Origin of the sequence: Streptomyces angustmyceticus (assembly GCF_040701845.1) — a bacterium.
GTDB classification, from domain to species: Bacteria; Actinomycetota; Actinomycetes; order Streptomycetales; family Streptomycetaceae; genus Streptomyces; species Streptomyces angustmyceticus_A.
This window is the reverse complement of sequence record NZ_JBFBHQ010000039.1, coordinates 1-12,268: the sequence shown is the minus strand read 5'-3', so window position 1 is coordinate 12,268 and position 12,268 is coordinate 1. Positions and strand designations below refer to the sequence as shown.

Below are 12,268 nucleotides of genomic sequence, written 5' to 3'. Positions count from 1 at the left end.
AGCGCGTAGAGGACGGGCGGATGCGGTCCCCGGAGCCGGCGGATGGGGTCCCCGGAGCCGGCGGATGCGGGCCCCCGGGGCCGGCGGAGGGGGCAACCGGGCCGGGCCGCCTGCGCACCCGGACCTGCAGAACGCGGGGCCCGCCCCGGCGCCTCGGCCGGTCTCCTACCGTGCGTCTCGCCGCCCGCCGTCGCTCACCGCACCGCGACCACCGCCGACCCGTGCCCGAACAGACCCTGGTTGGCGGTCACCCCCACCCGGGCACCCGCCACCTGCCGCGCGCCCGCCCGCCCCCGCAACTGCCTGGTCAGCTCGCAGACCTGGGCAATGGCCTGGGCCGGTACCGCCTCGCCGAACGAGGCCAGGCCCCCGCTGGCGTTCACCGGCAGCCGCCCGCCCAGCGCCGTCGCGCCGTCCCGCAGCAGCTTCGCCCCCTCGCCCGCGCCGCACAGCCCCAGATCCTCGTACCACTCCAACTCCAGCGCGGTGGACAGGTCGTAGACCTCGGCCAGGGAGAGGTCCTCGGGGCCGATCCCGGCCTCCTCGTAGGCGGTCCGCGCGATCGACGCCCGGAAACCGGTCTCCGGCTCCGGCACGGCGGCCGCGGAGTCGGTCGCGATGTCCGGCAGGTCCAGTACCGTCCGCGGATACTGCGGGGTGGCCGTGGCGACCGCGCGGATCCGCACCGGATCCGGGACGCCGTGCCGACGGGCGAAGTCCATGCTGGTCAGGACCAGTGCCGCGGCCCCGTCGGAGGTGGCGCAGATGTCCAGCAGCCGCAGCGGATCGCACACCACGGCCGAGGCGGCGACCTCCCGGGCGGTGACCTGCTTGCGGTAGCGGGCGTACGGATTGGCCGCGCCCGCCGCCGAGTTCTTCACCTTCACCTGGGCGAAGTCGTCGGCCGTGTCGCCGTACAGCGCCATCCGGCGGCGCGCGTACAGCCCGAAGTACGCCGGGTTGGTGGCGCCCAGCACCCGGAACCGCAGCCAGTCGGGATCGTCGGGCCGGTCGCCGCCCGCCGGGGCGAAGAAGCCCTTGGGCGCGGCGTCGGCGCCCACCACCAGGGCCACGTCCGCCATCCCCGAAAGGATCTGCGCCCGCGCGGTGCCGATGGCCTGCGCGCCGGACGCACAGGCCGCATAGACGCTGGTCACCCGCGCGCCCTGCCAGCCCAGCGCCTTGGCGAAGGTCGCGCCCGCGACATAGCCGGGGTAGCCGCCGCGCACGGTGTCCGCGCCGACGATGCTCTGCACGGCGCACCAGTCGAGCCCGGCGTCCGCCAGCGCTTCCCTGGCCGCCTTCGTCCCGTACTCGACGAAGCTGCGCCCCCACTTCCCCCAGGGATGCATCCCGGCACCGAGCACGGCGACATCGCCGATCCCGGCACCGTGCACTGCGACATCGCCGATCCCGGCACCGTGCACTGCGACATCGCCGATCCCGGCACCGTGCACGGCGACATCGCCGATCCCGGCACCGTGCACGGCGACGCCGCCTCCCGTGCTCCCCCCTACCCGCCGCCCACCCGCGCCGTTGGTTTTTTCCCCGCCGCCCACCCCCCTTCGGGGGGTGGGCGGGTGTAGTGATGCGGTTCCCGCTCGGGGAACGGACGGGGGCGGTGCTGAGGTTCCCCCGCGCGGTCCCGAAGCCACGGCTCGCGGCCCCTGCCCCGGCCCGCACGGCCGCCACCGCCATGTCGTCCACACATGCCGGTCGTCCTCGTCGAGGGTCCCGGGGACCAGCTCGACCTCCGTGCCCACGGCGAGGTCCGCGGGGCGGACGCCGGGCGCGGCCTGCCCCAGGACCACCATCCGCTCCTCCGCCAGCTCCACGGCGACCAGCGTGTAGGGCCGCCACTCGGCATCCGGATCGGAGACGTACGGGGCGGGCGGACGATAGCGCGCGTCCGTGTACGACCAGACCGTTCCGCGCCGGGACAGCGGCACCTCCGCCAGCTCGTCGCCCCCGCACCCGGGGTTGCGGCAGAAGGCGTCCTCGCGGGGGAAGAACACCGCACCACAGGCCCGGCAGCGTGTCCCCAGCAGCCGGAAATCCGCCCCGTCCTGAGCGAACCACCCCGGCACCACCGGCTTCGGCGTACGTGTCACAGGCCCTCCCGACCGCAGAACTGATGGCACTGGCGGAACTGGCGGAACTGGCGGAACCGATCGAGCTGACGGTTCGTCAGAAGTGTGGCACGCGGCCGCGCCCCGCGGAACCCCGGTACGGTCGCCGGGCGATCAAGCCGTTCACGAGGGGGCGCCCGTGACCGATGCCGCCCGCGCCGGCCCCTGTCCCGTCCCCACGGCAGTCGCACCGGCCGTACGGAGCCGCCGCGCCACGAAAGGGTGACTCCGCAGACTTCCGTCGAACCGGACGCGGCCCGGCCGCGTCCCCCAGAGCAGGGCTCGGGGCGCGGGATCGACGGGGGTGATTCCGCGCCCCGGCCCCTCGGCGGCACGACGGCCGAGAACGCAGCCGGTCCGCGTACCCTCCTCGCGGCGGCGTCGACCACGCCGCCATGACCACCGGGGGCCCGCCGCACGGGCCGCCAACAGCGTGGCCGGTCAGTGCCGGTCAGTGGCGTCAGTGCCGGACGAGCGAGCGCCGCGCCACCGGGAAGTCGAAGTAGGTGTCCGGGAACGTCTCGGGTGTGAAGGTGTAGTGCCACCACTCGTACGGGTAATTGACGAATCCGGCGCGCTCCATGCCCTCCTTGAGCAGCAGCCGGTGTGCCCGCTGCGGGCCCTTGATCCGCGGGTCGAGGGTGTGCGCCAGCGTGTCGAAACAGTCGAAGCCGGTGCCCATGTCCAGCCCGTTGTCGGGGAAGCGGGCGGCCTTCGGGCCGTAGCACGACGACAGCGGCTCCCCGGGGACGTACGGCCGGGTGGGCAGGGCCGGCAGCCGCACCAGCGTCAGATCGAGGGTGCTGCCCCTGCTGTGCCCGGACTTCTCCGCGATATAGCCGTCCCGGAACAGTGCCGACTTGTCGACCCGCGGATAGAACTCGGCCTTCATCCGCTGGTCGCCGAGGTCCTTGGCCCAGCGCACGAAGTGGTCCACCGCGCGCTGCGGCCGGTAGCAGTCATAGACCTTGAGGGAGTACCCGCGGCGCAGGAACGAGCGCTGCGCCCGGTGCAACGCCCGTGCCGCGTCCCGGGTCAGCAGGCACATCGGCGCCCGGTAGCCGGTCACCGGCACCCCCATGAAGTCGTGCGGGGTGGCGTAGCGCATCTCCTGGATGATCGTGGGGTCCACATCCCGCAGCGCGACGAACTCCCGTGGCCCCTTGGGGTCGTCGGCCGCGGGCGACGACGGCGCCGGGCGGTGCGGGACGGTGCCCGCCGCCGCGCCCGACGGGACGGCGGCGACGGCGATCAGCGCGGCGGCAGCGGCGGCAAGGCCGCGCAACGCGGCAGCAAGTCTGGGCATGGACACCGTCTACCAGCGCCGCAGCCGGAGGGGAAGCCCCACGACCAACCGACCACGGCCAACCGACCACGACCAACCGACCACGACCAACCGACCACGGCCCAACCGGCCCACCGCCCAACCGACCACCGCGCGACCACCCGCCGCGCCCCTCTCGGGCGGAGCGACCGCTCGCGACGGTACGGCCCTCCGTGCCCCCGCCCCGCGGTGCCGCCGCCCCCGCCCCGCTACCCCTCCGCCCCGTCGTCCAGCCCCCGCACCCGCACCGGATATCCCACCGCGCCCCCGTCCCGCCGCTCCACGACCACCCGGTCGTCCTCCCGCCGTGAGGTGAAGCGCTCCACCGTCGGCCGCTGCCAGCCGTCCCCGGCATCCGGGACCACCAGCCCGCTGCCCCCGCGACCGGCCACCGGCGCCCACACCTCCAGCTCCGTCCCGCCGTCCGCCCCCGTCACCGGCAGCACCGCACCGGCCCGTGCCAGCACCGGAATCCGCGACAGCGGCGCCTCCACCCACACCTGCCCCGGGCCGTCGTACGCCCGCCCGGTCGCGGTGTCGTACCACCGTCCGCGCGGCAGCCGCACCGGCCGCCGGGTCACCCCCGCCGCCAGTGCCGGCGCCACCAGCAGCGCATCCCCGAGCAGGAAGGCGTCCTCGCAGTCCCGCAGCGCCCGGTCCCGCGGCGCGCTCCACCACACCGGCCGGACGTACGGCGCGCCGGTCAGCCGCGCCAGCTGGCCCAGCGTCCCGAAGTACGGCAGCAGCCGCTGCCGTTCGCGCAGCGCCGTACGGGCGTGCCCCAGCACCTCGTCCCCGTACTCCCACGGCTCCCGCCGGCCCGCCCCGAGCGCCGAATGCGTACGGAACAGCGGCAGGAAGGCGCCCAGTTGGAACCACCGCAGATACAGCTCGGGGGACGGCGCCCCGGAGAACCCGCCGATATCGGGACCGCTGTACGGCACCCCGCACAGCCCCAGCCCCAGCACCAGCGACAGCGAGGCGCGCAACCCCGCCCAGTCCGTCGCCACATCGCCCGACCAGGTGCCGCCGTAGCGCTGCATCCCCGCCCAGCCCGAACGCGAGAAGAGGAACGGGCGCTCGGCCGGCCGCAGTTCGCAAAGCCCCTCGAAGCCGGCCCGTGCCATGGCCAGCCCGTAGACGTTGTGCGCCTCACGGTGGTCGCCGCCGCGGCCCTCCAGGGCGTGCCGCGCCGAGCGCGGCAGCGTCCGCTCCCCGAACGCGGCGAACGAGACCGGCTCGTTCATGTCGTGCCAGACGCCCGCGAAGCCCTGCACCAACCGCTCCCCGTACAGCGCACCCCACCACTTGCGCACCCGCGCATCGGTGAAGTCCGGGTACACCGACTCACCCGGCCACACCACCCCGCGCACCTCGCGCCCCCGCGCGTCCCGTACGAAGGCGTCCGCGGCCGCCCCGCTCTCGTACACCGCGTCCCCCGGCTCCGCCTTCACCGCAGGATCCACGATCGACACCAGCCGCACCCCGTCCGCCCGCAACTCCCGTGCCAGACCCGGCAGATCCGGATAGCGTTCCCGGTCGACGGTGAAGACCCGGTGCCGGTCGTAATGGTCGATGTCCAAATGGACCGCGGAGAGCGGAAGCCCGCGCTCCTGGTAGCCCGCCACCACCCGGCGGACCTCCTCCTGGCCGCCGAAACCCCAACGGGCGTGCTGGTGTCCCAGCGCCCACCGCGGCGGCAGCGCGGGCGCCCCGGTCAGCGCCGTCCAGCCCTGCAGCACCCGCGCCGGGGTGCCCACCAGCACCCAGTAGCGCAGCGGCCCGCCGTCCATCCGCAGTTCACAGGTGCCCGGCCGGTCGTGCCCCGAGCCCGCGCCCTCCGCGCCCTCGCGCAGCGACACCCGGCCGTCCCAGGAGTTGTCGTGGAAGACCAGATGCGTACCGGCGTCCGCCACCACCAGCTGCACCGGCATGGTCAGCGACAGCGGATCGTCCCCCGGCCCGAAGGCGCCGCCCGGATCGGTGTTCCACAGCCGGTACACCCCCTCCCGCAGCCGTGGCCCGTGCGCCCGCCCGCCGAGCCCGAAGAACCGGGCATCGGCCGCGACCTCCGCCCGCTGCACCCAGCGCGAGGCACCGCCCCCCTCGGGCCGCCCGTCCGCGCCCTCCCCGGCGACGCGGTCCCACCAGCGCGGCGGCAACTCCCGCCGCAGCACCGCCCCGCCCGGTGTCCGCACCTCCACCGCCCCGTGCCGCGACACCACCACCAGCACCCGCTCGGAGACCACCCGCCAGCCGCCCTCGGTATCGGGCTCCAGCACCGCCCGCGCGTCCACCTCGGGACACGCTCCGGCCAGCGCGTACGACGGCTCCGGCTCGGCGCCCTCCCAGCCGCAGAACACCGCGCCGCCCGAGGCCACCCGCACCCGCAGCGACGACCGCGCGAAGTGGATCACCCCGCCGCCCGGCTGCGGCTCCGCGCCGCGCGCCGTCCCCGGTACCCGCGCCCGCTCCGCGCCGCGCCGCGGGAGCGCCAGCGCATCCGCCCGCCGCGCCCGCCACGCCGCACGCACGGACCGTAGCCCCTGCGCCGGCCCGACCGCCTTGATCATCCGTACCGACCGCACCAGATCCCGCCCGTCCATGCCGGTCAGCCTGCCATTGACGGCCGGGTGCGCGGGCACCGTTCAACTGCCGTTCACCTGCGCAGGGTCACGCTCGGCCACCCTCGGGCCCGCGGATCGTCACCCGATGGCCGAAACCCGCCGTATGTCCCGCCACCCACCGCGGAACCGGCCCCTCCCACATGCCGCCACCACACCCGCCACCCCCCGAATGTGGGTAGTCCACCCTGGTGCCCGAGTCGATCACATGGCATCGTCCAGGCAAGCCGTGTCACGCGCACACGCCCAGCGTCTGGGCCGGGGGACCCCCACCGCTGTGCGCGCCCGACGCCCACGACGCGTACCGCCCGGGAGCCGCATCATGACCACCGCACCGCAGTCCGCCCCGCAGCCGGAACCCCTCTGGCAACCAGGCCCGGACCGGATCGCCGGCGCACAGGTCACCCGCTTCCACATCTGGGCGGCCGCCCACCACGGCGCGCCCGCACCCACCCCCGGCGACCCCGCCACGAGCTACGCCGCCCTGCACCGCTGGTCCGTCGACGACCTCCCCGCCTTCTGGCAGGCCACCGCAGAGTGGTTCGACGTCCGCTTCGCCACCCCGTACGAGACCGTCCTCGCCGACCGCGCGATGCCCGGCGCCCGCTGGTTCCCCGGCGCCACCCTCAACTACGCCGAGCACGCCCTGCGCGCCGCCCAGGACCCGGCCCGGGCCGGCGACCCCGCGCTGCTGTACGTCGACGAGACCCATGAGCCCACCCCCGTCACCTGGGCGGAGCTGCGCGCCCAGGTCGGCTCGCTGGCCGCCGAACTCCGCCGCCTCGGCGTCCGCCCCGGCGACCGCGTCAGCGCCTACGTGCCCAACATCCCGCAGGCCGTCGTCGCCCTCCTCGCCACCGCGGCGGTCGGTGCCGTATGGACCTCCTGCGCCCCCGACTTCGGCGCCCGCAGCGTGCTCGACCGCTTCCAGCAGATCGAACCCGTCGTCCTGTTCACCGTCGACGGCTACCGCTACGGCGGCAAGGAACACGACCGCCGCGAAACCGTCGCCGAACTCCGCGCCGAACTCCCCACCGTGCGCGCCGTCGTCCACATCCCGCTGCTCGGCACCCCCGCCCCCGAAGGCGCCCTGAACTGGTCGGACCTGACCTCGAACGACACCGAACCGGTCTTCGAACAGGTCCCCTTCGACCACCCGCTGTGGGTCCTGTACTCCTCCGGCACCACCGGCCTGCCCAAGGCCATCGTCCAGTCCCAGGGCGGCATCCTCCTCGAACACCTCAAGCAGACCGGCCTGCACTGCGACCTCGGCCCCGACGACCGGTTCTTCTGGTACACCTCCACCGGCTGGATGATGTGGAACTTCCTCGTCGCCGGCCTCCTGGTGGGCGCCACGATCGTGCTCTACGACGGCAGCCCCGGCCACCCCGACATCTCCGCCCAGTGGCGGGTCGCCGAAACCACCCGCGCCACCGTCTACGGCACCTCCGCCGCCTACGTCATGGCCTGCCGCAAGGCCGGCATCCACCCGGCCCGCGACCTCGACCTCTCCGCCGTCACCTGCGTCGCCACCACCGGCTCCCCGCTCCCGCCCGACGGCTTCCGCTGGCTCCACGACAGCTTCGCGGAGAGCGGCGCCGACCTGTGGACCGCCTCCGTCAGCGGCGGCACCGACGTCTGCAGCTGCTTCGCCGGCGCCGTCCCCACCCTCCCGGTCCACATCGGCGAGCTCCAGGCCGCCTGCCTCGGCACCGACCTCCAGGCCTGGGACCCCCAGGGCAAGCCGGTCGTCGACGAGGTCGGCGAACTCGTCGTCACCAACCCCATGCCGTCCATGCCCACCCGCTTCTGGAACGACCCCGACGGCACCCGCTACCACGACAGTTACTTCGACATGTACCCCGGCGTCTGGCGGCACGGCGACTGGATCACCGTCACCTCCCGCGGCAGCGTCGTCATCCACGGCCGCTCCGACTCCACCCTCAACCGCCAGGGCGTCCGGATGGGCTCCGCCGACATCTACGAAGCCGTCGAACGCCTCCCCGAGATCCGCGAATCCCTCGTCATCGGCCTGGAACTGCCCGACGGCGGCTACTGGATGCCGCTCTTCGTCCACCTCGCCCCCGGCGCCACCCTCGACGACGCCCTGTGCGACCGCATCAAGCGGACCATCCGCGAAGAGCTCTCGCCCCGCCACGTCCCCGACGACATCATCGAGGCCCCCGGCGTCCCGCACACCCTCACCGGCAAGCGCATCGAGGTCCCCGTCAAGCGCCTCCTCCAGGGCACCCCGCTCGACAAGGCCGTCAACCCCGGCTCCGTCGACAACCTCGAACTGCTCCGGTTCTACGAGAACGTGGCCCGCGACCGCGCCGCCGACCGCGCGGAATAGGCCCCCGCCGGGCGCCGGACCGCCAGGGCACCCACGCCCTCCGGTCCGGCGCCCGGCCGCATTGTCAGACCCCCTGATTACTCTCAGTGACAAGTGAGGTTTCGGCCGCCGGCGCTCACACCGCGCCGGCGCACGCACTCAGGGGGAGTCATGACATCCGCATCCCGGCACACCGACCCGTCCGCCGCCCGCCGCGCTCTACGCCGCGAAATCCCCAGCAGCGCCGCCGTCCTGGCCGACGAGCGGGACTTCACGGCCATGCGCCGCTACCGCACCTTCCCGTTCGACGACCACCGCAGCTACCTCCAGCAGGTGGAGACCCTGCTGCGCCGCCTCGCCGCCCAGGGCGTGCTCACCACCGTCAGCCTCTTCGACCCGGCCGCCTACGAGAAATACTGCGCCGACCTCGCCCTGGACCCGGACCGCCCCGACAGCCGCAGCCGCTACACCGCGGAAGTCGCCCGCACCGGCGCCACCCTGACCTACCAGGGCGAGCCGCTGAACCACCTGCTCCCGCTCCTCGTCGAAGAAGCCGACCGCCAGGCCACCTGGGACCACGCCTCCGGCGTCCTGGCCCGCGCCGGCCGCTGCGACGAGTGCGGCGACGACCTCGCGCACGCCGCCTTCGCCCGCGCCACCCAAGCCCTCCAGGAGCTCCTGACCTCCCTCGGGGACGGCACCCACCACCTCGTCTGCTCCGTCGCGGCCGCCGAACCGCCCCTCCTCGCGGTCCTGCACGCCACCGGCGACGACGGCGCCCGGCCGCAGCTCGCCGAATCCGAGACCCTCGTCTTCTGCACGGTCCTCGCCGCCGGCTTCGCCCTGCGCACCCCCGGCGGCCTCGTCTCCCGCACCACCAACCCTCCCGCCGACCGCGCCGCCACCGGCGCCGGGCCCCGCGAAACGGTCCGCGGCTGGGCCCTCGGCGACTCCTGGCTGCGCCCCCTCGGCGCCGCCGAGGTCTTCACCGCCTACTGCACCGACGCCGACACCGGCGAGCCCATCCCACCCGAGCAGGGCGTCGACTACGCCCCCGGCCTCCCCCTCACACCCCCATCCGACCCTCACCACCACTGACCACGCCGCCCACCCGGCGCACAAAGGACGAGGGCCGCCCCGCCACAAGGGCGGGACGGCCATCCACACTCCGGCGACGCACGGCGCCGCGCGGGATCACTCCCCGGAGAGCACCGCCTGCGCGGCGGCCCGCGCGTCCTCGGCGCTGTCCGCGGCACGGGCCGCGGCCGCCGCCCGCTCGCACTGCGCCAGCGTGTGCTTGGACAGCGTCGCCCGCACATACGGAATCGACGCCGCACCCATCGAAAGGCTGGTGACACCGAGTCCCGTCAGCACACACGCCAACAGCGGATCCGAGGCCGCCTCACCACAGACACCACAGCTCTTGCCCTCGGCCTTCGCGGCCTCGGCCGAAGCCGCCACCAGGTCCAGCAGCGCCGGCTGCCAGGGGTCCTGCAGCCGTGAAACGGCACCCACCTGACGGTCCGCCGCGAAGGTGTACTGCGCCAGGTCGTTGGTCCCCAGCGAAAGGAACTCGACCTCCTGCAGAATCGACCGCGCCCGAAGCGCCGCGGACGGAATCTCCACCATCGCCCCGAACTTCGCCCGCAGCCCGGCCTCCCGGCAGGCATCGGCGAACGCCTTGGCGTCGGCCCGGTCCGCCACCATCGGCGCCATGACCTCGAGGTAGACCGGCAGCCCCTCGGCCGCCCGGGCCAGCGCCGTCAGCTGCGTCCGCAGCACCTCCGGGTGGTCGAGCAGGGTCCGCAGCCCCCGCACACCCAGCGCCGGGTTCGGCTCGTCGGCCGGCGTCAGGAACTCCAGCGGCTTGTCGGCACCGGCATCCAGCACCCGCACCACGACCCGCCCCTCAGGGAAGGCCTCCAGCACCTTGCGGTACGCATCGACCTGCTTCTCCTCGGACGGCGCGTTCTTGCTGTCGTCCAGGAACAGGAACTCCGTACGGAAGAGCCCGACACCCTCCGCCCCGGCCTCGACCGCCGCGGGCACATCACCAGGACCACCGACATTCGCCAGCAGCGGCACCTTGTGCCCGTCGGAGGTGGCCCCCGGCCCGGACGACGCCGCCAGCGCCGCCCGCCGCTCGGCCGCGGCCTGCTCCAGCGCCGCCCGCCGCTCGGCGTTCGGCTCGACGAAGACCTCACCGGTGCTGCCGTCGACGGCGATGACCGTGCCCTCGACGAGCTCACCCGCACCCGGCAGCGCGACGATCGCCGGCACCCCCAGCGCCCGCGCCAGAATCGCGCTGTGGCTGGTCGGCCCGCCCTCCTCGGTCACGAACCCGAGCACCAGCGTCGGGTCCAGCAGCGCGGTGTCGGCCGGCGCCAGATCCCGCGCGATCAGCACATACGGCTCATCGCTGTCCGGCACGCCCGGCATCGGCACACCCAGCAGCCGGGCGACGATCCGGTTCCGCACGTCATCGAGGTCGGCCACCCGGCCCGCGAGGTACTCACCGGCACCCGCGAGCAGCGCCCGGTAGGCGGCGAACGCGTCGTACACCCCGCGCTCGGCGGTGGAGCCGACGGCGATCCGCCGCTCGACATCGGCCATCAGCTCGGGGTCCTGAGCCATCAGGGCCTGCGCCTCCAGCACGGCCTGCGCCTCACCGCCCGCCAGGTTCCCCCGCGCTATCAGGTCGGCGGCAACAGCTTCCACGGCCTGGCGGGCACGCCCCTGTTCGCGCTCCGCCTCGTCCGCCGGAATCTGCTTGGCCGGCGGCTCCAGGACCGCCGTGCCCATGTGCCGCACCTCGCCGATCGCCACACCGTGGCTGACGCCGACGCCTCGCAGCGTTGTCTCCATTGCACCCGTCTCCGGTTGATGCGGCGGACCGGGCCGCCGCGTTGGATGTCGTACCTGCCGTACGGGACGGCGCCCGGCTACTGCCAGGAGAAGAGCTGGTCGCCCGCCTTGATGTCGCCGGCCTCGCTCACCTCACCGAGCGAATCGGCAGTGGCCTCCAGCGCGACGACCGGGCACACCGGCGACTTGCCGGCCTCCTCGACCGCGGCCGGGTTCCAGCGCACGATCTCCTGCCCGCGAGCGACGGTGTCACCCTTGTTCACGAGCAGCTCGAAGCCCTCGCCGTTGAGCTGAACGGTGTCGATCCCGAGGTGGGTGAGCACACCGTGCCCCTCGGAGTCGACGACGACGAACGCGTGCGGGTGCAGCGATACGAGAACCCCGTCCACGGGCGAAACAGCGGTGGACGGCTCACGATCGGGGTCGATGGCGGTACCGGGACCCACCATCGCTCCGGAGAACACCGGGTCGGGCACAGCCGCGAGTCCGATGGCGCGTCCTGAAAGAGGGGACGTCACGGTGGTCATGGGAAGCCTCCCAGGGGTGGAGATTCATCAGGCCGCCGTCACTACCTGTCCTGGACGGCGCACCGTTCAGAAGCGTAAGTCATAAGAACTGACGGTTCCGCATGAGAGACGCCGGTTGCCCACCGCGCGTCACGCCGAATCGATTTGCCTCGCCCACAGCAGAGCTGTACTGTCTGAGACCTGCCCCAGACAGACCGGACGCAATCAACTGCGTCCAGTTGAGGTGGGCGGCACTCCCAGCGTCTTGATCGCGACTCAAGAATTGCGCGCTTCTGCATGTCTGCAGAAAAGCAGCGGTTCGAAAGCCGGAAAAGGCCTGATAGAGTGTGAAACACCGAAGGGAAGCGCCCGGAGGAAACCCGAGAGGGAATCCAAAGGAAGCGTCCGTTCCTTGAGAACTCAACAGCGTGCCAAAAGTCAACGCCAGATATGTTGATACCCCGTCCACTTCGGTGGATGAGGTTCCT

Annotated in this window: 7 protein-coding genes and 1 pseudogene; 2 read left to right on the top strand and 6 right to left on the bottom strand. The window is 73.6% G+C overall.

Annotated features, from left to right (window positions below):
• Positions 1-194 precede the first annotated feature (194 nt).
• The 4 genes and pseudogenes from AB0411_RS36435 to AB0411_RS36420 all read right to left on the bottom strand — a co-directional run bounded on the left by AB0411_RS36435 (position 195) and on the right by AB0411_RS36420 (position 6,059).
• Positions 195-1,382, bottom strand: a complete 1,188-nt coding sequence (locus AB0411_RS36435) for a lipid-transfer protein (protein ID WP_366421547.1) — start codon at positions 1,380-1,382, stop codon at positions 195-197.
• A gap of 291 nt (positions 1,383-1,673) precedes the next feature.
• Positions 1,674-2,111 (bottom strand): annotated as a pseudogene (locus tag AB0411_RS36430) (Zn-ribbon domain-containing OB-fold protein); the annotation flags it as partial.
• A gap of 478 nt (positions 2,112-2,589) precedes the next feature.
• On the bottom strand, positions 2,590-3,435 hold the full coding sequence (locus AB0411_RS36425) for a M15 family metallopeptidase (protein WP_366421523.1): 846 nt from the start codon (positions 3,433-3,435) through the stop codon (positions 2,590-2,592).
• Positions 3,436-3,662: 227 nt separating this feature from the next.
• Complete coding sequence (locus tag AB0411_RS36420) at positions 3,663-6,059, bottom strand: glycoside hydrolase family 31 protein (protein ID WP_366421522.1); 2,397 nt, start codon at positions 6,057-6,059, stop codon at positions 3,663-3,665.
• Positions 6,060-6,399: 340 nt separating this feature from the next.
• On the opposite strand from AB0411_RS36420, the gene AB0411_RS36415 reads away from it, so the two are divergent.
• Positions 6,400-8,430 (top strand): acetoacetate--CoA ligase, encoded by a 2,031-nt coding sequence (locus AB0411_RS36415; RefSeq protein WP_366421521.1) that lies wholly within the window; start codon positions 6,400-6,402, stop codon positions 8,428-8,430.
• 150 nt (positions 8,431-8,580) lie between these two features.
• On the top strand, positions 8,581-9,507 hold the full coding sequence (locus AB0411_RS36410) for a hypothetical protein (protein ID WP_366421520.1): 927 nt from the start codon (positions 8,581-8,583) through the stop codon (positions 9,505-9,507).
• 96 nt (positions 9,508-9,603) lie between these two features.
• Here AB0411_RS36410 and ptsP read toward each other — a convergent pair whose 3' ends face one another.
• A complete protein-coding gene (gene ptsP / locus AB0411_RS36405) occupies positions 9,604-11,274 on the bottom strand; it encodes a phosphoenolpyruvate--protein phosphotransferase (protein ID WP_366421519.1) in 1,671 nt (556 codons plus the stop codon).
• 77 nt (positions 11,275-11,351) lie between these two features.
• Positions 11,352-11,801, bottom strand: coding sequence for a PTS sugar transporter subunit IIA (locus tag AB0411_RS36400; protein ID WP_366421518.1), 450 nt, complete (start codon positions 11,799-11,801; stop codon positions 11,352-11,354).
• Between the last annotated feature and the right edge of the window lie 467 nt (positions 11,802-12,268).

Coding starts and splice junctions, on each gene's coding strand:
- ptsP (WP_366421519.1), bottom strand. CDS start 11,274: ATGGAGACAACGCTGCGAGGCGTCGGCGTCAGCCACGGTGTGGCGATC.
- AB0411_RS36420 (WP_366421522.1), bottom strand. CDS start 6,059: ATGGACGGGCGGGATCTGGTGCGGTCGGTACGGATGATCAAGGCGGTC.
- AB0411_RS36400 (WP_366421518.1), bottom strand. CDS start 11,801: ATGACCACCGTGACGTCCCCTCTTTCAGGACGCGCCATCGGACTCGCG.
- AB0411_RS36415 (WP_366421521.1), top strand. CDS start 6,400: ATGACCACCGCACCGCAGTCCGCCCCGCAGCCGGAACCCCTCTGGCAA.
- AB0411_RS36410 (WP_366421520.1), top strand. CDS start 8,581: ATGACATCCGCATCCCGGCACACCGACCCGTCCGCCGCCCGCCGCGCT.
- AB0411_RS36425 (WP_366421523.1), bottom strand. CDS start 3,435: ATGCCCAGACTTGCTGCCGCGTTGCGCGGCCTTGCCGCCGCTGCCGCC.